Origin of the sequence: Bradyrhizobium sp. (assembly GCF_035701725.1) — a bacterium.
Classification (GTDB): domain Bacteria; phylum Pseudomonadota; class Alphaproteobacteria; order Rhizobiales; family Xanthobacteraceae; genus Bradyrhizobium.
Genome location: NZ_DASSRP010000068.1, coordinates 1 through 19,670, shown reverse-complemented (window position 1 = coordinate 19,670; position 19,670 = coordinate 1). Strand labels below are relative to the sequence as shown.

The following is a 19,670-nucleotide window of genomic DNA, read 5'->3' as shown; positions in this document are numbered from 1 at the left end:
GTTCGTTCGGGGGATCGCCTTACTTCCCGGCGGCGTCCTGCTTGAGGATCGCCAGCGCCTCCTGCACGGTGGTCATGAACTGCGCCGGGAAGATGATAGTCGAGTTCTTCTCGATGGAGATTTCCGCCATGGTCTGCAGCGTGCGCAATTGAAGTGCGACCGGATGCTGCGTGATGATGTCGGCCGCTTCCCCCAGCCGCACCGCGGCCTGGTACTCACCTTCGGCCGCGACGATCTTGGCGCGGCGCTCGCGCTCGGCTTCGGCCTCGCGCGCCATCGCCCTCTGCATGTTGTCGGGCAGCATGATGTCCTTGATCTCGACCGCCGTCACCTGCGCGCCCCACGGTTCGGTGTGGGTATCGATCACGTTCTTGATCTGCTCGTTGATGGACGCCGTGTCGGACAGGAGCTGATCGAGGCTGAAGCGGCCGACCACGTTGCGCACCGTGGTCTGGCTGATCTGGTTGATGGCGTTGTAGACGTTCTCGATCGCGATCACGGCCTTTTCCGGATCGGTGATGTGATAGTAGGCAACGGCTGCGATATCGATCGAGACGTTGTCCTTGGTGATGATCTTTTGCGAGGGGATCTGCATCGTCACCGTGCGCAACGACACCCGTGTCATGGTCTGAAACGGCACGAAGATCAGCGTCAGGCCGGGACCGCGCACGCCTTCGAACTTGCCGAGAAAGAACACCACGCCGCGCTCGTACTGCTTGATCACGCGGATCGAGACGAAGGCGTAGAAAATCGCCAGAATGATCAGGACGGAAAAAGGACCCATGGCGTGCTCCCAAGGCTCAATCGTTTCAGCCGACGATACTCTATTTGAGGTCGATGAACCCAGCGCTACAAGGCTACCGCCGCCTCAAACCGCCTTGCCAAGCCGCCTTCCCCCGGGTCATTCTTGATCACCGGCTCCACGACCGGAAAACTTTTTGGGGAGGTCACCATGTCCAAGCTCTCACGCAGGGATTTTGCGGCTGTCGCATCCTGCGCGCTCTGTTCGCTCACCGGCTTCATCGCCTCAGACGCTTCCGCCCAGACGCCGCCCACTCCGGGCGCGACACCGGGCGTGACGCGAAAAATCCTGTCGCAGACCGACGGCCCGACGGCAGGTTATGTCACGCTGGTCGTCGATATCGAGATCGAGCCCGGCGTCATGATCGGCCGCCACACCCATCCCGGCATCGAGAGCGCCTATATGCTCGACGGCGGCTTCGACCTGCCGATCGAGGGACAGGGCGTGGTCTCGTTCAAGCCCGGCATGGGCGTCGTGGTCCCGGCGAATACGCCGCATGCCGGCGGCAAGAACGGCGACAAGAAGACCCACATCGTCTCGACCTATATCGTCGAAAAGGGCAAGCCGCTGGCCTCCCCGGCGTAGGGGTGCTGTCATTCCGGGGCGCGAGTGAAACGAGCGAGCCCGGAATCCATGGTTCGGATCGAATGCTCGCTGAAATGGATTCCGGGTTCGCGCTAACGCGCGCCCCGGAATGACAGCATGATTACTGCTGGTTCTTTTCCCAGAACGAGAGCAGGCCCTGCCCGGCCGAGCCGCCGATCACGCAGGGGATGCCGACCGCAACCGCCCCCAGCGCTGCCGCCGAAACGCAGCCGAGCGCCACCGCGCCGACGCCGACCTGGCCCCAGAAATCGAGATTGCGGCGGGAGTCCGAGCCCTTCGCCTTCAATTCCTCGACCGCGGCGAGCGCATCCTTGCGCACCGCGCCCAGCTGCACGGTATCGGCGGCCTCGACGACTTCGGTCAGCGGCACCTTCACGGGCTCAGGCTGCACCTTGAGCTCGCTACGCAGATATTCGCGCAAGGTGGTATCGCGCACGGCGTAGCTGGCGAGCGTATAGCGCGCCATGCTGCCGACGGTGAGCTTGTCGACGGTGTCGCGGCTCTTGCTCCACGGCAGCATCGCGATGATGCGCAGCACCGGACGGAACGAGCCGGTGGCGAAATAATAGCCCCACAGCGTATCGAGCAGATCCTGGTTGCCCGCGAAGGTCTGCTGCAGCTTGATCTTCTTGGCGTCCTTGTCCTTGGAGAACGGATTGGTCGTGAGCGTGTTCTTGATCTTTTCCATCGCGCCGGGCTGCTTCTCTTCCAGCGGAATCTCCGTCAGCGTCGGCAGTGATCCGGCCAGATAGGCGTCGATCATCACCTGCCGGCCCGGCATCTTCGGCGCGACCCTTCGCAGCAGATTGCGCCAGTCCGGCAGGCCGGAAAACGCAATCGCGCGCACGATCACCCATTCGTCTTCCGCCGGCACCGGGAAGAAGCTGTTGACGAGCGCTTCGGCCTTGGCCGGGTTCGATGCCAGCGCACCGGCGATAAAGCCGAGATAGATGCCGGCGTTCTCCGGCTCCTTGAAGCTCTGGGCATGAAACAGCACGCGCACCGCGGCCGGAATATGCGCGTAATCCGGCTTGGCGCGATAGTTGTAGATCCATTGCTGCACCACGCCGAGCGAGGCGCGCGGATCGATCTCCTGCGCGGGGGCCGCGGCCAGTACCGGCTCTGTGAAGAGAAGGATGGCAAGAACGAACGCTACGCAACGCATCTGATGCTCCGGGCCAAAGCCCATTCTTTAGAAGATCGGGCGCACCGCATCTCGCGATGCCGGAAGCGCCATTTGGGCAACACCCTAAAAATCATTTTGAGCGGCATAAGGACATTTTCTGGATGACCGAGCTCCGCTCGCGTCGAAATTGTGGCAAGCCTTAACATTTAAGGCATCATCTCTCCCCGCCCCCGACATCGTTTCGCCTACGCGGGCGACTTTGGTGAGGGCGGGCAAGGGCGCGGGATATCGGGCCGGGTTTGATACCGAGAGTGACGAGCGTAACCAGAGTAGCGATGGCGCTGGGCCTGGCCGCGGGCCTTTGGTCTGGCGCGACGATTTCCGCGATCGCCGGCGATGAAAAGAGCGGCGATTACGAGGAACGCGGCCGCGCGAGCGTCGACGTCGAGGGCAACAAGCGCGTCGACGTCGCAACCGTCCGCTCCTATTTTCATGCCTCGCCCGACGGCCGTTTCGACGAGGCGGCGCGCGATGCGGCGCTCAAGGCGCTGCTCGCGACCCATCTGTTCGATCAGGTCACGATCGAGCGCAAGGGCGAGCGGCTGCTCGTCCATCTGCGTGAGGCGCCGGTGCTCGACAAGGTCGTGTTCGAGGGCAACAAACGCATCAAGGACACCGAACTGTCGCCGGTCGTCGAATCCAAGCCGCGCGGCAGCCTGCAACGCGCAACCGTGCAGGCCGACGTCGGCCACATCATCGAGGCCTATCGCCATCTCGGACGCGACGACGTCAGCGTCAAGCCGGTCGTCATCGACCGCGGCAACGACCGCGTCGATCTGGTGTTCGAAGTCACCGAAGGCGGCAAGACGCCGGTGCGACAGATCAATTTCGTCGGCAATACAGCCTTCGGCAAGCGGCAACTCGCCGCGGTCATCAAGACCTCCGCCAGCAACATGCTGAGCTTTCTGATCGGCGGCGACATCTACGATCCCGACATCATCAATAGCGATCGCGAGGCGATCCGCACCTACTACCGCAGCAAAGGCTATGCAGACGCCAATGTGCGCTCCGTCAACGCCGAATACGACCCCGCGACAAAAGGTTTTGCGATCACCTTCACCATCGACGAAGGCCCGCTCTATCGCTTCGGCGACGTCGCGATCGATTCCCACGTCGATGGCGTCGAGGGCGAAAAGCTGCGCCGCCTGCTGCTGGTGAAGGACGGCGCGCAGTTCGACGGCTCGGCACTCGACAGGAGCAACGACAAGCTTTCGGCTGAACTCGCCAAGCTCGGTTATCCCTTTGCCCGGGCGCTGCCGCGCAGCGTGCGCGACGAGACCGGCCGCCGGATCAACGTCACTTTTGCGATCGAACAGGGACCGCGGGCCTATATCGAACGCATCGACATCCACGGCAACACGCGCACACGCGGCTACGTGATCCGCCGCGAATTCGACATTGGGGAAGGCGATGCCTTCAACAAGGGCCTGATCGAGCGCGCCGAACGGCGACTGAAGGCGCTCGACTATTTCAAGACCGTCAAGATCTCGACCAGGCAGGGCTCCTCGCCTGACCGCGTCATCCTCGATGTCGAGCTGCAGGAAAAGGACACCGGCAATTTCAACATCTCGGGCGGCTACTCGACCACTGATGGCTGGCTCGCCGAAGTCAGGCTCGGCGACCGCAGCTTTGCCGGCACCGGGGTCGCGCTCAATTCGACCTTCACCTACGGCCAGTTTGCGCGCGGCTTCGAGGTCGGGGCCACGGATCCCGGCTTTTTCGGCAACCGCGCCTCGGCCGGCATCGATCTCTCTGCCAAAGAGACGGTCGCCAGCAACTACGTGTCCTACGGCACATTGAACTACGGCGCGACCATGCTGATCGGCACGCCGATCTCCGACGAGCTTGGCGTGCAGTGGCGCTACTCGATCGCGCGGCAGGAGATCACGCTGGACCCGGCCTCGCTCGCCGCCCCGCCGTCGATCGTGGTGCAATCGGCGGCGGCCAGCGGTCCGCAATGGGTTTCGGCGGTCGGCGACACCGCGACCTATTCGACGGTCGATAATCCGAAAGCACCGACATCGGGCTTCACATCGCAGCTCCGCCAGGATCTCGCCGGCCTAGGCGGCGACGTGCGCTTCCTGCGCACTACCGAAGATTTCAAGTACTATCACCAGATCAACGACGACGTCGTCTCTCTCGCCCGCGCGCAAGGCGGCTACATCACCGGCTTCGGTGGCAGCCAGGTGCCGTTGATCGACAACTTCTTCGGCGGCCCGTCGATGGTGCGCGGCTTTGCGCCCTATGGCTTCGGCCCGCGCGATCTGACGCCCGGCACCACCATGGATAATGTCGGCGGCAGCCTTTACTGGGCGACGACGGCCGAACTGCAGAGCAACATTCCCGGCGTGCCGGCGGAATATGGCCTGAAGGCGGTCGCGTTCGTCGATGCCGGCAGCGTCTTCCGTTACAACGGCCCGACCACTTTTCCGGGCTCGACGCAGTCGCTGCAACTGGCGAATTCCAACGTGGTGCGCTCCTCGGTGGGCGCCGGCCTCTCGTGGGCCTCGCCGTTCGGCGCGCTCACCGTCACCTATGCCGCGCCGCTGACCAAAGCCTCCTATGACGTGGTGCAGCCGCTCGGGTTTACGGCCTCTCCGTTCTAGGCCGTGCCTCTTCCAGCTCGCCTTCCCGAGTTCGTGATAACCAACGCCTCTTGAAGCCTCGCCAGGACACCTCAACTGGAGGTCCGAAATACAGGCATCCGTCAGCGATTTTGCGCGGCGGAAGAGATCATCGAGGCAATCATGAAAGCATTTCTTTTGGCGGCGGCGCTTGCGTCCGCATTGACGGCAGGCGCGATCGCGCAAACCTACGACCCGAGCATCCCGCCACGGGATCCTGCTTTCGGCAAGGGCAACGCCGACAATGACACGTTTCACCAGCCGAGCGAGACCAGCATCCGAAGCTGGGGCAACGCCTATAACAGGATGAACTATGGCGAGACCTCGCAAGGCGCGCGGCGATCGGACCGCCGTTGACACGCTGAAATAAGGCGCAACAGCCAAACAGGACGGTGCGCCGAACACCAGCGTCAGAACCCGACGCGGACGCCGCCCTTGCCGACGACGGTGTAGCTGTCATCGCCCATCAGCATGCCCTCGCCGCTGACATAGAGGCTGACATTGCTCCTCGGACGCCACGCGAGCATGGCGCTGGCGGCGCCGAGGACGGGGCCTTGCTGTTCCCGAATCCAACTGAATGCTTTTTCAGCCGTTTCCACCCGCAACCATCGGCGCCTCCTGGCATTAACACAGGTTAGTCACGGAGAAGACCAGCAGCAAAAAAGCCCGGTAATTGGAATGGAGGATCGGACGATGGGACAAACACGGCCTTTTCGCCCGACCGCTTTGGTGGTCGAGGATGACCCGATTCAACGCGAAATGATCGCGCTGCTATTGGAGGAAACACATTTCGACGTCATTCAGTGTGAGGATGCGCAGACCGCCGAACTTGCCCTGAAGAACCGGCACCCCGCGCTGCTTGTGACCGACGTCACGCTGGTCGGTGAAATGACCGGGATCGAACTGGTCGAGCGCGCGCGGCAGGTCAATCCCACCTTGCGCGTGATCGTGATGTCCGGACGACCGCCGGCGCGGGCGCTGCCCGATGGCGTGACTTTCTTCGCCAAGCCGTTCTACCCGATCGAACTGATCCGCGAGGTCAGCGGCGGACGGCATTGAGAGATAAGGACACCTCTCCGCCTCTCCTCGCAAAGCGGGGCGAGGTGAAGCAGAAATCTCAATTCTTGGTCCGGGACGAAGCAAAGGCGTCCTTGACCGCCGTCGACAGCTTGGAGAGCGTGCAGGACAGCGTTTCCTCGGCGCAGCGCCGCGACTTCTCGCGCTGCTCGGCAACCCGCCGCGGCACCGGCAGCGGGACGTTGGACGGGACAAGCGACAGCGGCGCGCCCGGCGGCTGCCGCGCCGTTTCGATATCGGCCCGCAGCTTGTCATTCTGCTGCTTGGCGAGCGCCTCGGAAATCGCCTCGCGCCGCTGCCCTTCCAGATAAGTGATGTATTCGCGGTCGATCGCCTTGCGCTCTTCGGCGGTCGGGTTCGGGCCTGCGATGTCGAACTTCCGGTCCTGCATGAAATCGTAATAGCTGTAGCCGCCGCCCTCCTTGCGCCGGCCCGCAAACCGCGCGCCGCACCCGGCAAGGCCGCTGTTCAATTCCTCGTCGGACAGATGCAGCGCCTGCATCCGCTCGACACAGTCCTCATAATCGCGCGCCAAATCGGGCGAGGAATTGCCGAACAGAAGCCACACCACGGCAAGCGCAACGACGGCCGCGGCGGCGACCGCCGCAGCCAGAACCCGCGCGCCATAATCCAATTGAACCATTCTCGGTCCCCCGCCATGCCGCGACCGGTCTGAAGCCTCCACCCTGCCCCGCATCGCCCCATGCGGTTAGCCGAAGAAGCTCAGATCGACAACGGCACGAGACCCACCAATTCCCACGCCCAAATTACTGCTGCCGGCCCTTTCGCAAATCACACAACGCGGCAACGCCGGGACGAAATTGCGAACTTCCAAAAACCAAACACCAGTCCTGATTCGCCTAATAGGCCGTTCGATTACGGGTTTTTGCGGGCAGGATGGGGATGATGTTGCAGCACTACCACATGGGGCGGATATTTCGGCCGAGCATTTTCTCGCCATCATTGCGCTGACATCGCAGGACACAGTGCATCCGTTGCTTCCAATGCAGGTGCGTCATGCCGGTCACAAGGATGATTACAACTTTCGCTTCCGTCGCCGTCGGCGCCTGCGGTTTGTTCGCATTCAGCTGGGTTGGCCTCGCGCTGCTTGGTTTTTAGGCCACACCTGTAAGATCAGCGCTGGCTGCGACGTGGCATGACGGCCACAGACGCCGGCCAAATGCAAAATGATCGGTGTTGCGCCAAAGCGACACATCCGGGCCAGAACAAACCCAAGGCAAACCCAAGGCCGCGACCGCCCAGCTTCGGAACCGGCCCAAGGCTTGGGATCCAAGCCCCAAGATCCAAGCCGAGGCTTAGGATCCAAGGCTTAAGACTCCAAGTCAGGCCGGGCCAAGCAAGCTAGAACAATTCACACGAACTTCTTGAACGCGCTGTTGAGGTCGGAAAACGCGGCCGTGATCTCCTCGCGAATCGATTCGAGCTGCGCGAACAGCCGGTGAACCTCCGCGATCCGCTGTTCGGCGGCGCGCTTGTTCTCGGCAAAGCCTGAAACGCGCGCGCCCAGCGTCTGGTTGCCGCTGGTCTCCATCTCATCGAGCGTGGCCGTGAGTTCGGCCTGCCGCCTGTCCAATTCCTCGATCACGGCATGAACGCCCTCGCCCGGCGCGCGCAGCGGCGACAGCTCGTTCTGCGAATGGATGAGGTCTTTCCGATAGCGGTTGAGCGTCGTCAGGATTTCCTGCAGGGCGCGCAGGCGGCCTCGCGTCTGGCTCGAGAATTGGTCCAGCTCCTCAAGGCGCGCATTGAGGCTCTTGCCGTCGGGATCGGTTTCGACCTCGGCAAAGGCCGAGGCGAGATCCTGCTGCCGCTTCTTGAATTCGGCCATGTCGCGCCGGATCGCATCCAATACGGCAAAGGACTGCTCAAGCCGCGCGATCCGCTGCTCGGCGTCTTTCTTTGCCGAATCCAGCGCGCTCACGCGCGCGGCGAGCGCCTCGCCGTCGGCGGTCATCTCCAACGCCTCGATCGCCCTGACCAGATGGTCGCGCGCGCTCTCGACTTCGCCGAGCAGCGCCTTGACGCCGGACGCCGGCGCCTGCAACCGCACCAATTCGGTCTGCGAGGTCGCAATGCCCTCCTTCAGGCGGGTCAGCAGCGCAAACGCATCCTGCAAGGCCTGATGCCGCGCCTGTATCGGCCCGGTCTTGATGTCGAACTCCTTCAGAAGTTCGATGAAGTTGTTGTTGTTGTCGTCGGTCTCGATCTTGTCGAGCGAACGAGCCAACTGGCGCTGGCGATCTTTCAATTCCTCGAACACCGGCTCGATCGCCCGGCGCTTTTCGGCGACCTCGCCGATCTGTTCGCGCAAGGCTTGCTGCCGGCGGCGCACCTCCTCCAGCCGCTCCTTCATGTCGGTGGCTTCGTTGCGCCCGCGCTGCAGGGCGAGCCGCGCCTCGGCCTCGGAAAGCTGCTTGTGGACCTGTGACAGCGCGTCTTCGGGATCGCTGCCGGCGAGGTGCGAAAGGGCGGCGTCGAAATCCTTTTGCGCGGTGCCGGCGGCGGCGAGCGCGCCCTTCGCACTCGCCACGCCTTCACGCGCCGCGCGGGCGTCCCTGGCCTGGCGCGCGACGCGAAAGGCTTGTGAGAGCGTCGAGGCGATCAAAGCGAGTGCGACCAGCGCGATCAGGATCGCGGCGACCTGCTGGCTCGGCGACAAGGCTTGGAAGGCGGCAGGGATCTGGGCCGGGTCGAAATGAAACGCCACGCTTGCGAGCACGACGGTTGCGGCCAGCAGCGCCAGCCACGCCAGAAGACCCCACATCACAAATCCCCAAAATCAAATTTCGATACCGCCTCAGGCGAGGGCCGGCCGCTCAAAGCATGCCGGCCAATGCGCCCGGCTGAGATCATTAATGGGGTATCAATATCGGGGCGAAGCGGGCCCCGCAATGCTTCCAAAGGCGTTTCGCAAAGCTGTCACAGGACGCCTCGGCCTGCCCACTCCAAGGCCGGCCTAGAACGCGACGCCGATCCGGATGCCACGGCGCCAGGCGACGCGGCATTTTTTCCTGACCGCGCCATGCAGCAATTCGAAGCGGTCGGGCAGCGGCACCATCGGGAAGATCTCGATACAGGCCCCGCCCGGCGAATAATCGACCAGGCGGCACGGCACCACCGGCTGCTTCGGGCCAACAATGATCTGCGCCTTCGCCGCCTCGCCGCTGGCGGGCCGAACACGCTGATAAAGTCGTTGCGGTTTGCTTTCCAGCGGCATGATGGGTCCCATGTTCCACCATACCCCGTTACGGCATTATTAAGCGCCGAACGGCGCGCGGCCCGTCGGCCAGGAAACCTTAGCGGCGGCAATTTGAATCAAAACCGGAAGTCCAAAGCCAGCTGAGCGCGGCGAGCACTCCCCTATCCGGCCGGCATAAGGGTCGCAGGGGCCGAACAGCCGAACCAGCCCTCGTTCAAGTTTTAGCAAAGACCCCAAGGCGCCCTTAAAGCCTGCACTGGCAGACTGCGGTCCTTAAATCCATGCCGGGAGGGGCATTCATGATCGACGAAAAGATCAAAATCAAATGCACGAAGTGCTCGCAGATCTTTCGCGAGCGCGCGCAAAAGGTCCGCCCCGGCTTTCAGACCAACTGCCCTCACTGCAACCGCCTGATCACCTTTGATGCAACGGTGGAAGACCGCAATATCCGCAAGGCGCTGCTGAACGCCAAGGAACTGCGGCAGGTGATCGAGAGCGCGCGCCGCGCCGCCGCGATCGCTCTGGAGGGCGCGCCGGTGCCGGTGATGGATCGCAGCCAATATTAGCTTGAGGGCGCCTCGGAGCGTGAAGGTGCACAGCAGCAATTGCCGCCGCAATGCCGGCGCCGCATGGCCAGCGTGGTAAACGCCCGATTTATGCGCCCGGCCGGTTTGATCGCCCTTAACCACGCCTCGCGGAAACGACCCCGCGTAACCACGGTTTAAGCCGCCAGGAGCGATAACACGCCTTCGTTTGTGGCCTTTCTCTGGCTGGGGCATCAAAAAAATGATCGCGCGCGGCAAATGGCTGCTCTGGATGCGGGCTTTCCTGCATTCGGCCGCTATTGCCGGCTTCATTCTGATCGTCGCAAGCTGGTTCGTTGCCGCCTATATTTCTTCGGTCGAGCGCGAGAAGGCGATCGAGGAAGCGAAGAAGCAGTCCGACAGCCTGGTGCGGCTGTTCGAGCACGACACCATCGAAACGATGGGCCGCTTCGACCGCACGCTGCTCCTGCTGCGCAAGATCTATGAAGACGATCCCGACCATTTCAACCTGCAGAAATGGGCCCAGCAGAGTGCGCTTGTCAGCGGCGATGCGATCCTGCTGACCTTGGTCGGCACCGACGGTTATACGAAGGCCAGTTCGTACTCCGTCGACGGCCCTCCACGCTACCTTGGCGATCGCCCGCACGTTATCAGGGCGTTGCAAGCCGGCAACGACGAACTGCAGATCAGCGATCCCGTGGTGGGAAGAACCACTAACCGCGTTTCAATCGTGCTGCTGCGCCGGCTGCGCCATCCGGACGGCTCGACGGCTGGCGCCATCTCGCTCTCGATCGATCCGAATTTCATCGCACCGTTCTATCTCAGCGCGAACCTCGGTGCGCACGGCAGCATCTCGATGCGCAACCGCAACAACGTCATTCTGGCGGCGCAAGGATACTCCGAACCGGTGATCGGCCACACGATTGCCCGCGGCATATCGATGGATGGAGACCCGCTTGCCGCCTCGGGCCATTATTGGGGGGCCGGCGGCGTTGACAAGGTGAAGCGCCTGATCGCTTATCGGGTCTCGGAGCAGTACGGCCTCTATTTCATGGTCGGGCTGTCCGAGGAATCGATCCTCAGCGAATTCCGCCAGCACCAGACCGCCTATCGCATCGTAGCCTCCATCGTCACGCTTGTGGTGCTGATCGGTATCGGCCTTGCCGTCCGCTACCAGATCCGGCTCGACCGCAGCCAGCAGAAGCTGAGGCAACTCAACGAGGAAATCTCGCACCAGAACGTCCGCTTCGACGCCGCGCTCACCAACATGTCCTGCGGGCTTGCGATGTTCGATGCCGATGGCCGGCTGACGGTCTGGAACGAGCGCTATGAACAGATCTACCAGATGCCCCCCGAACTCGTCCGGCAGGGCGTGAGCATCTATGACATTGTGAACTTCTCGGCCGAAAACGGCAAACGCCCGCTGAAGGACGTCAGGGCGTTCGTCGACCGCTTCCGCAACGAGCTGAAGGAAACCGGCAAGAGCCTTGCGACCAACTACCTTTCCGATGGCCGCATCATCTCCATCGTCAAGACCGCGATCGCGGACGGCGGCTGGGTCGGCATCCACGAGGACGTCACCGCCCAACGCGCGCAGGCCAAGCTGATCGAGGAGAAGGCCACCGAACTCGAACTGACCAATGCGCGCTTCACCGCCGCGCTCCGCCACATGTCGCACGGGCTTTGCCTGTTCGGCCCGGATCAGCGCGTGGTGGTCGCCAACGCCCGTTATGCCGAACTCTACCACCTGAGCGAGGATCAGGTGAAACCCGGCACCGCGCTGAGGGACATCTTGCAGGCGCGCGAGGACAACAGCACGGGCTTTGCTACCGACATGGACGCCTACGTCCAGGTCAACGTCAAACAAGCGGCCGAGGTCCAGAAGCTCAAGGACGGCCGTTTCATCTCGATCAAGCGTCAGCCGATGGCCAATGGCGGCTGGCTGACCACCCACGAGGACGTCACTGCCGAAAAGCAGAACGAAAAGGTGATCGCGGAAAAGGCGGCCGAACTCGAGGTAATCAACACGCGTTTCTCGACCGCGCTTTCCAACATGGCGCAGGGCTTGTGCATGTTCGACGGCAACCAGCGGCTGACCGTCTGGAACGACCGCTATGTCGAGATGTTGAAGATGCCCGCGCATCTGGCGGAGATCGGCACGCCGCTGCGCGACATTCTGTCCTACCGCGTTTCGACCGGCATGAGAAAACCGATCGACGATCCTGCAGTCCAGACCCGCGTCGCCGAGTTGCTGGCGCTGCCGCCCGACGCATCCCGCGTCGACGAGCTGACGGACGGCAAATTCGTGATGCTGTCGCGCCAGCCGATGGCAGGCGGCGGCTGGGTCACGCTGATCGAGGACATCACCGAGCGGCGCCGCGCCGAAGCCGAGATCGTGCATCTGGCGCGGCACGACGTCCTGACCGGGCTTGCCAACCGCGCCGAGTTCAACGCCCGTCTTGAGGAAGCAACCCGCCGGCTGAAGCGCAACGGCGGCAGCATCTCGGTGATGATGATCGATCTCGACCGCTTCAAGGCGGTCAACGACACGCTCGGCCACCTGGCCGGCGACCAGCTCCTCTCCGAAGTGGCGCTTCGCCTGCAATCCACCGTGCGCGAAACCGACGTGCTGGCGCGGCTCGGCGGCGACGAATTCGCCATCATTCAGGAAGGCCTCGCCGATCAGCGCGAAGGCGCGGTGGCGCTCGCGCTGCGCATCATCGATGCGATTTCGCGGCCCTTCGATCTCAACGGGCAGGAAATGGCGGTCGGCACCTCGATCGGCATTGCGATGGCGCCCGAGGACGGCCTCGAGCCGGGCGAACTGCTCAAGCGCGCCGACCTCGCGCTCTATAACGTCAAGTCATCCGGTCGCAACGACTACCGCCTGTTCCGCAACGAGATGCTGGAGAACGTCCAGATCCAGCAGTCGGCGGAACGGGAATTGCGCGATGCGATCGCGCAGCGCCAATTCGAACTGCACTATCAACCGGTGGTCGATATCAAGACGCGCGAACTTGTCGGCGTCGAAACGCTGGTGCGCTGGCGCCATCCTGCCAAGGGCATGATCCCGCCGGATCACTTCATTCCGCTCGCCGAATCCAGCGGACTGATCGGACCGCTCGGCGAATGGATTCTCAATCAGGCCTGCGCCGAGGCCGCCAACTGGCCGGCGCAGATCAAGGTCGCGGTCAACATCTCGGCGATCCAGTTCAAGAAAGGCAATCTGTTCGAAGTCATCCTCGGCACGCTGGTGAAGACCGGCCTGCAGCCCGAGCGGCTCGAACTCGAGATCACGGAGACCTCGCTGCTGGAAAACCAGGAAGCGCATCTGACGACCATCCGCCAGTTGAAGAATCTCGGCCTGTCGATCGCGCTCGACGATTTCGGCACCGGATTCTCGTCGATGAACTACCTGACCATCTTCCCGTTCGACAAGATCAAGATCGACAAGTCTTTCACCCGGGGCGTGCTCAGCCGCACCGATTGCCAGGCGGTGGTTGCCTCCTCGCTCGCCCTTGCCAAGGGGCTCGGCATCATCACTACCGTCGAAGGCGTCGAGACCGAAGAGCAGTTTGAATATATGCGCGCAGCGGGCGTCGAGCTGGCGCAGGGCTATCTGTTCGGCAAGCCGGTACCGGCTTCTGAATTCGGCCGCGCCAGCGCGCCGATGCTGACCGCGCTGGTTGCCTGAGACAGGCGCGACAAGGCCGAACGCCGCATCTCAAGGCACCGGTCGGCTTGTTTGCTCAATTTCTGGCCGCAGCTATTCCCGGGTCCTGGCCACCGCTCGCCAAACCGCCTTTCCGACGTCCGGTTTTCGTTTGCCGCAGCGCACCCGCGCCCATTCGTTGAAATCCCTGCGCAAATTATCGGTTCCGCGGTGCCACTGCCCGATATTTCGGCACGAACCTTGCACTCCCTAGGATGCGAAGTATGCTTCGTATTCTGCAACGAGCGCTTGCCGGCCGACTGCGCGCACCAGGTTTGAAACCAACAACGTAAAAACGGGGAGCCACCATGGTATCGACAATCAGACATCTTTCGACGGCTGCACTGGCAATTGCCCTCCTGAGCAGCACGGCACATGCACAAACCATCAAGATCGGCGTCAACGAGCCGCTGACCGGCGCCTTTGCCGCCTCCGGCACCTATGTCGTCAACGGCGCCAAGATCGCCGCCGACGAGATCAATGCGAAGGGCGGCGTGCTCGGCAAGCAGATCGAACTCGTGATCGAGGACAACAAGAGCAATCCGACCGAAGCGGCGGCGGTCGCCGAAAAACTGATCACCCGCGACAAGGTGCCGGTGATCATGGGCGCCTGGGGCTCGAGCCTCACGCTCGCGGTAATGCCGAAGCTGATGGAATACGAAACGCCGATGGTGGTCGAGACCTCCTCGTCGAGCAAGATCACGACCAGCGGCAATCCCTATATCTTCCGCATCTCGCCGCCATCGCCGGTCGAAGCCGCCGCATTCAGGCAGATCGTCGACAAGCTCGGACTGAAGAAAGCCGACTTCCTCGTCATCAACAACGACTGGGGCCGCGGCACCGCCGAGGACTTCAGCAAGATGTTCAAGGAAAAGGGCATCAATGTCGGCCTGGTCGAGACCATGGATCAGGGCGCGCAGGACATGAGCGCACAGCTTTCCAAGATCAAGGGCTCGGATTCCGAGACGCTGATCGTGACCACCGCGGTCGATCAGCTCACGCTGATCTTCAAACAGGCGGCAGCCCTCGGCCTGAAGAAGAAGATCATCACCACCGGCGGTTCGCAGAACCCGGATCAGATCATCGCGCAGGCGGGTGCTGCCGCCAACGGCACCATGCATCTGACGACGTTCCTGCCCTGGTTCCCGGACAAGACGCCGAATCCGAAAGCGACCGAGTACTTCATCGCAGAGTGGAAGAAGCGCGGCTTCGATTTCGCCGGATGCACCGAAAGCTTCCGCGGCTATGACGGCATCCGCACCGCGGCGGCGGCGATCGAAAAGGCCGGCAAGGCCGATCCGGCGGCGATCAAGACCGCGATGTGGAGCATCGACGTCAAGGGCCTCAACGGCGATATCGTGTTCAAGAAGTCCGGCCCCGAGGGCAAGGAAAGCGGCCAAAGCCAGCCGAACGTCTATCTGATCGAGATCAGCGACGGCAAAATCGGCATGAAGACGCTGTAATATTCGATATATACAGGGCGAGGCGCGGTCCCGGGGCCCGATTCAGAAGTTCGCAAGCGTTGCGGACTTCTGAACCGCCGCACCGGTTCGCCCTCGCCCTTCTGTTTCGGCGATCGGATCTGCCTTGAGCGAATTTCTCCAACATCTGGTCAATATGCTGGTCCTCGGCGGCACCTATGCGCTGCTCGGGATCGGGCTCACCCTGATCTTCGGCATCATGAACGTGGTGAACTTCACCCACGGCGTGCTCTATACGTTCGGCGCCTACATGATGTTCATCGTCGTGCATCAGTTGGGGCTGAATTTCTTCCTCGCGCTGCCGGTCGCCGTGATCGCCGGCTGGCTGCTCGGCGCGCTGATCGAGCTGACCTTGCTACGACCTTTGCGCGGCTCCGACATCGACACCACGATGCTGGTGATGATCGGGGCCTGGATTGCCATGCAATCCGGCGCGCTCTGGATCTGGGGCGGCGTCGCGAAATCCGTCGCCACGCCGTTTCCGGAAGCGCCGCTGGTGATCGGCCCGGTCTCGGTATCGTGGCTGCGCCTGTTCGTGCTCGCCGCCGCCGCGCTGCTGATCCTCGGCACTTATTTGCTGATCAACCGCACCAAGCTCGGCTGCGCGATGCGCGCGACATTCCAGGATCACGACACGGCCTCGCTGATGGGCGTCAATGTCGACCTGATCTACACCTCGACCTTTGCGATCGGATCGAGCCTGGCGGCGGCGGCCGGCGCGCTGCTCGGCCCGGTCTACGTGATCTTTCCGCAAATGGGGGACCTCGCCGCCGTCAAGGCCTTTGCCATCGTGATCCTCGGCGGGCTCGGCAACATCACCGGCGCCGTCATCGGCGGATTCATTCTGGCGCTCGCCGAAGAACTCGGCGCCGGCTACGTATCCTCGGGCTACCGCGACGCCATGGGCTTTCTGATCATCATCGCGGTGTTGATTGCGCGGCCCACCGGACTGTTCGCGCGCTCGGAGCGCGTCGGATGAAGCTGATTGCAACGCTCCTTGCGATCGCGGCGTTCGCCTCGGTGCCGCTCTGGCTCCGCGATCCCTATCTGATGAACGCGCTGATCACGACCGGAATCTTCATCATCGGCGCAATGAGCCTCAACCTACTGCTCGGCTTCACCGGACAGTTGAGCCTCGGCCATGTCGCCTTCTTCGGCATCGGCGCCTATACAAGCGCCCTGACCTCGCTCGGCTTCGACGTCCCACTGGTCGGCGACTTTCATGTCGTCCACGAGCCTTGGCCGCCCATTGCCGGTTTTTTTCTCGCCATCGTCATCGCCGGCTTCTGCGGCTATCTGGTCGGGCGGCTGTCGTTTCGCGTTCGCGGAGCCTACTTCGTCATCGTCACGATCTCATTTGCCGAAGTCGTACGCCTCGTCGCGCTCAACTGGGTCGAGCTGACGCAAGGACCGCTGGCCCTGAACAACATTCCCTCGATCGCGTTTTCGGCGCCCGGCCTCGGCGAACTGGTGATGCGGACCAAGTTCCACAACTACTATCTGGTGCTCGTGGTCGCGGTGATCGCCTATGTCCTGATCGCCCGCCTGGTGCGCTCGCATTTCGGTCGCGCCATGCGCGGGCTGATGGAAAACGAAACGCTCGCCGTCTCGGTCGGCATCGATGTGACACGGACGCTGACGCTCGCCGCCGTGATCTCTGCCAGCATCGCGGGCGCCGCCGGCAGTCTCTATGCGCATTACATCCGCATCATCGACCCCGACATCTTCGCCTTCATCAATACGGTGACCATGGTGATCATGGTGATCTCCGGCGGCAAGGGATCGCTCGCCGGCCCCGTGGTCGGCGGCCTGATCTTCGGCCTGATGCCGGTTTTCCTGAGGCCGATCATGGCGCCCGAAGCGCAATGGATCGCCTATGGCGGCGTTCTGATCGTCATTCTGTTCTTGTTGCCGCGCGGCATCGTGCCGTCGCTCAAGCAATGGTACGCGAAACGACGGGGTCCAATGGCGGTGCCGTCGGTCGCCTTCAAGCCCGACGCAAAGGAGCCGGCGTGATGACGGCGCAGGCCGCCTTGAAGGTCGAACATGTCGGCATCCGCTTCGGCGGCCTGGTCGCGCTGTCGGACCTCAACTTCGTCGTCAACGAAAGCGAGATCGTCAGCCTGATCGGGCCGAATGGCGCCGGCAAGACCACCGCCTTCAATATCGTCACCGGCTTTTTGACGCCGACCCATGGCAGCGTCAGCTACCGCGGAACGGCGCTGAAGGGATTGAAGCCGCACCAGATCGCCGACATCGGCCTGGTGCGAACGTTCCAGCGCACTAGCGTATTCCCGAACGACACCGTCTACGACAATCTGTTGATCGGTCTGCACCGGCAGAGCCGCGTTCATCTGTCCGAAGCCATCCTCGGCCTGCCGCGCGCGCGCCATGTCGAACGCAGCGTGCGCGAACGCGCCCATGAACTCGCCGAACGGGTCGGGCTTGGCCGTCGCGTTCACGATCTTGCCGGCTCGCTGTCCTATGGCGAGCAGCGTCTCGTCGGCGTGGCGCTGGCGCTTGCGGCGGGTCCCTCGATGTTGCTGCTCGACGAGCCGGTCTCCGGCATGAACGCCTCGGAGACCCACACCTTCGTCGAGCTGATCCGCAACATCCGCGACAGCGGCGTCACCATCCTGCTGGTCGAGCACGACATGCCGATGGTGATGAGCGTCTCCGACCGCATCGTCGTCCTGAACTACGGACGCATCATCGCCGAAGGCCCGCCGGATGTGATCCGGAGCGATCCTGCTGTCATCGAAGCCTATCTCGGGCGGGCGGCGGTCCATGCTTGAGATCCGCGACATGGTCTGCGCTTATGGCAGCGTCGCCGCGCTCAAAGGCATTTCGCTTGACGTGAAGGCCGGCCAACTGGTGGCCTTGATCGGCGCCAACGGCGCCGGAAAGAGCACGACACTGCGCGCGATCTCGGGCCTGGTGCCGCCGAGCGCCGGCTCGCTCACGTTCGAGGGCCAGGACATCACCGGCGCGAGGCCGCCGCGCGTTCTCGCCTCCGGCATCGCGCACTGCCCGGAAGGACGGCGCGTCTTCCCGCATATGAGCGTGGAAGAAAATCTCAACATGGGCGCCTATCTGCGCCGCGACGCCTCCGAAGTGGCCGGCGACCGCGAGCGGATCTATGCGGATTTCCCGCGTCTTGCGGAGCGGCGGCAGCAGGCGGCGGGCACGCTGTCCGGCGGCGAGCAGCAGATGCTCGCGATCGGGCGCGCGATGATGTCGCGGCCGCGCCTGATCATGTTCGACGAGCCATCGCTGGGCTTAGCCCCCAACATCGTCGAGCAGACCTTTGCCATCATCCGCCGCATCCGCGCCGCCGGCACCACCGTGTTGCTGGTCGAGCAGAACGCGTTCGCCGCGCTCGGCATGTGCGACCACGCCTACCTTCTCGAAGGCGGGCGGATCGTTCTGTCCGGTCCCGGCACCGAGCTGATCGCGAACCAACACGTGCGCAAGGCCTATCTCGGTGGCTGAGGCGGACGAAATGCCATCGGACCGTTCGGGTTGGACGCGGGCCTGCGATCTCGAACGCCTGATCGACCAGAATATCGTCTGCGCGCGCGCCGGTGATGTCGACCTCATCGTGATCTGGAGCAAGGGACGCGCGGTCGCCTGCGAGCGCGCCTGTCCGCACGAACAAGCCGACCTCAGCCATGGCCATGTGTCCGAAGGCCGGCTGGTCTGCCCGCATCACGCCGCGTCCTTCGATCTCCTCGACGGGCATATCTCACGGGGCTGGGCGAGCCGTCCCTTGCGCATCTATCCCGTTCGCATCGAAAGCGGCGAGGTGTGGGTCAGGATCAAGGACTGACAACGAAGCGCTCTGCGCCCGCTCAGGAGCAGATCCAGATAATCACAATCGTCATGGGGACGGCGGCGCCCAGCGCGCCACCGATGATCATCGCAAACGCCGACAGAAAATTCGCATCGGCTCGTTGCTCAGTTCCCGTCATGCCGTTGCTCCCTCGAGCCCCAGCCCCGGGCCGCAACGTGGTCGCGTATGGTTAATAAAGCGTTAACGGCCGCGGCTGGAACTGAAGGAAAAGCAAAGAGCTTCGCCGGCCGGACTGAATCCGGCGGGGGAAACCCTCACGCATTCGCCCCGCCGTCCACGGTCAGGGTCGACCCGGTGACATACTTGGCTTTCGCACTCGCCAGATAGGTGACGGCGCTCGCGATATCGTCGACTGCGCCGTAGCGTCCCAGCGCCATGAACTGCCGCAGCATGTCCGCGACCGGACCGTGCGCCGGATTCATGTCGGTGTCGATGGAACCCGGCTGCACGAGGTTGACCGTGATATCCTTTGGGCCGAGTTCGCGCGCCAGCGCCTTGGTGAAGGCGAGCAGCGCCGATTTCGTAGCCGCGTAGATGCCGAGCAGCGGCGAAGGCACGCGATCG

18 protein-coding genes are annotated in these 19,670 nt (G+C 63.1%); 12 read left to right on the top strand and 6 right to left on the bottom strand.

Features of this window, described 5'->3' with window-relative positions; translation table 11 throughout:
- Positions 1 to 19: 19 nt before the first annotated feature.
- A complete protein-coding gene (locus VFL62_RS03420) occupies positions 20 to 784 on the bottom strand; it encodes an SPFH domain-containing protein (protein WP_325170974.1) in 765 nt (254 codons plus the stop codon).
- A 168-nt stretch (positions 785 to 952) separates the two neighbouring features.
- On the opposite strand from VFL62_RS03420, the gene VFL62_RS03415 reads away from it, so the two are divergent.
- Positions 953 to 1,387: a cupin domain-containing protein gene (locus tag VFL62_RS03415; RefSeq protein ID WP_325170973.1), complete on the top strand. Its 435-nt coding sequence runs from the start codon at positions 953 to 955 to the stop codon at positions 1,385 to 1,387.
- Between the two features lie 121 nt (positions 1,388 to 1,508).
- Here the strand turns inward: VFL62_RS03415 and VFL62_RS03410 are convergent, their stop codons facing one another.
- Positions 1,509 to 2,573 carry a hypothetical protein gene (locus VFL62_RS03410; protein ID WP_325170972.1) on the bottom strand — a complete coding sequence of 355 codons (1,065 nt, stop codon included), beginning with the start codon at positions 2,571 to 2,573 and terminating at the stop codon, positions 1,509 to 1,511.
- A 296-nt stretch (positions 2,574 to 2,869) separates the two neighbouring features.
- Between VFL62_RS03410 and bamA the strand changes: the two genes are divergently transcribed.
- From bamA to VFL62_RS03395, 3 genes are all read left to right on the top strand, one after another.
- A complete protein-coding gene (gene bamA / locus VFL62_RS03405) occupies positions 2,870 to 5,200 on the top strand; it encodes an outer membrane protein assembly factor BamA (protein WP_325170971.1) in 2,331 nt (776 codons plus the stop codon).
- 141 nt (positions 5,201 to 5,341) lie between these two features.
- The gene (locus VFL62_RS03400) at positions 5,342 to 5,575 is read left to right on the top strand and encodes a hypothetical protein (RefSeq protein WP_325170970.1); all 234 of its coding nucleotides are present in this window, start codon (positions 5,342 to 5,344) and stop codon (positions 5,573 to 5,575) included.
- A 336-nt stretch (positions 5,576 to 5,911) separates the two neighbouring features.
- Entirely contained in the window at positions 5,912 to 6,277 is a 366-nt protein-coding gene (locus tag VFL62_RS03395) for a response regulator (RefSeq protein WP_325170969.1), read from the top strand.
- Between the two features lie 58 nt (positions 6,278 to 6,335).
- On the opposite strand, the gene VFL62_RS03390 is transcribed toward VFL62_RS03395, so the two are convergent.
- The 3 genes from VFL62_RS03390 to VFL62_RS03380 all read right to left on the bottom strand — a co-directional run bounded on the left by VFL62_RS03390 (position 6,336) and on the right by VFL62_RS03380 (position 9,533).
- Positions 6,336 to 6,938 carry a hypothetical protein gene (locus VFL62_RS03390; protein WP_325170968.1) on the bottom strand — a complete coding sequence of 201 codons (603 nt, stop codon included), beginning with the start codon at positions 6,936 to 6,938 and terminating at the stop codon, positions 6,336 to 6,338.
- Between the two features lie 729 nt (positions 6,939 to 7,667).
- Positions 7,668 to 9,080 (bottom strand): hypothetical protein, encoded by a 1,413-nt coding sequence (locus VFL62_RS03385; RefSeq protein ID WP_325170967.1) that lies wholly within the window; start codon positions 9,078 to 9,080, stop codon positions 7,668 to 7,670.
- Between the two features lie 192 nt (positions 9,081 to 9,272).
- Positions 9,273 to 9,533 (bottom strand): PilZ domain-containing protein, encoded by a 261-nt coding sequence (locus VFL62_RS03380; RefSeq protein ID WP_325170966.1) that lies wholly within the window; start codon positions 9,531 to 9,533, stop codon positions 9,273 to 9,275.
- Positions 9,534 to 9,814: 281 nt separating this feature from the next.
- Here VFL62_RS03380 and VFL62_RS03375 point away from each other — a divergent pair, with 281 nt between their 5' ends.
- From VFL62_RS03375 to VFL62_RS03340, 8 genes are all read left to right on the top strand, one after another.
- A complete protein-coding gene (locus VFL62_RS03375) occupies positions 9,815 to 10,081 on the top strand; it encodes a hypothetical protein (protein WP_325170965.1) in 267 nt (88 codons plus the stop codon).
- 220 nt (positions 10,082 to 10,301) lie between these two features.
- A complete protein-coding gene (locus VFL62_RS03370; RefSeq protein WP_325170964.1) occupies positions 10,302 to 13,754 on the top strand; it encodes a bifunctional diguanylate cyclase/phosphodiesterase in 3,453 nt (1,150 codons plus the stop codon).
- Between the two features lie 326 nt (positions 13,755 to 14,080).
- A complete protein-coding gene (locus VFL62_RS03365) occupies positions 14,081 to 15,235 on the top strand; it encodes an ABC transporter substrate-binding protein (protein WP_325170963.1) in 1,155 nt (384 codons plus the stop codon).
- Between the two features lie 124 nt (positions 15,236 to 15,359).
- On the top strand, positions 15,360 to 16,232 hold the full coding sequence (locus VFL62_RS03360; RefSeq protein WP_325170962.1) for a branched-chain amino acid ABC transporter permease: 873 nt from the start codon (positions 15,360 to 15,362) through the stop codon (positions 16,230 to 16,232).
- Positions 16,229 to 17,269, top strand: a complete 1,041-nt coding sequence (locus VFL62_RS03355; protein ID WP_325170961.1) for a branched-chain amino acid ABC transporter permease — start codon at positions 16,229 to 16,231, stop codon at positions 17,267 to 17,269. Before VFL62_RS03360 ends, VFL62_RS03355 begins: the two co-directional genes overlap by 4 nt.
- Positions 17,269 to 18,048 (top strand): ABC transporter ATP-binding protein, encoded by a 780-nt coding sequence (locus VFL62_RS03350; protein WP_325170960.1) that lies wholly within the window; start codon positions 17,269 to 17,271, stop codon positions 18,046 to 18,048. The genes VFL62_RS03355 and VFL62_RS03350 overlap by 1 nt, the downstream gene beginning before the upstream one ends.
- Positions 18,041 to 18,745 (top strand): ABC transporter ATP-binding protein, encoded by a 705-nt coding sequence (locus VFL62_RS03345; RefSeq protein WP_325170959.1) that lies wholly within the window; start codon positions 18,041 to 18,043, stop codon positions 18,743 to 18,745. The genes VFL62_RS03350 and VFL62_RS03345 overlap by 8 nt, the downstream gene beginning before the upstream one ends.
- A 10-nt stretch (positions 18,746 to 18,755) precedes the next feature.
- Positions 18,756 to 19,082 (top strand): Rieske (2Fe-2S) protein, encoded by a 327-nt coding sequence (locus VFL62_RS03340; protein ID WP_325170958.1) that lies wholly within the window; start codon positions 18,756 to 18,758, stop codon positions 19,080 to 19,082.
- 278 nt (positions 19,083 to 19,360) lie between these two features.
- Here the strand turns inward: VFL62_RS03340 and VFL62_RS03335 are convergent.
- A partial coding sequence (locus tag VFL62_RS03335; protein ID WP_325170957.1) for an SDR family oxidoreductase occupies positions 19,361 to 19,670 on the bottom strand: 310 nt, incomplete at its 5' end.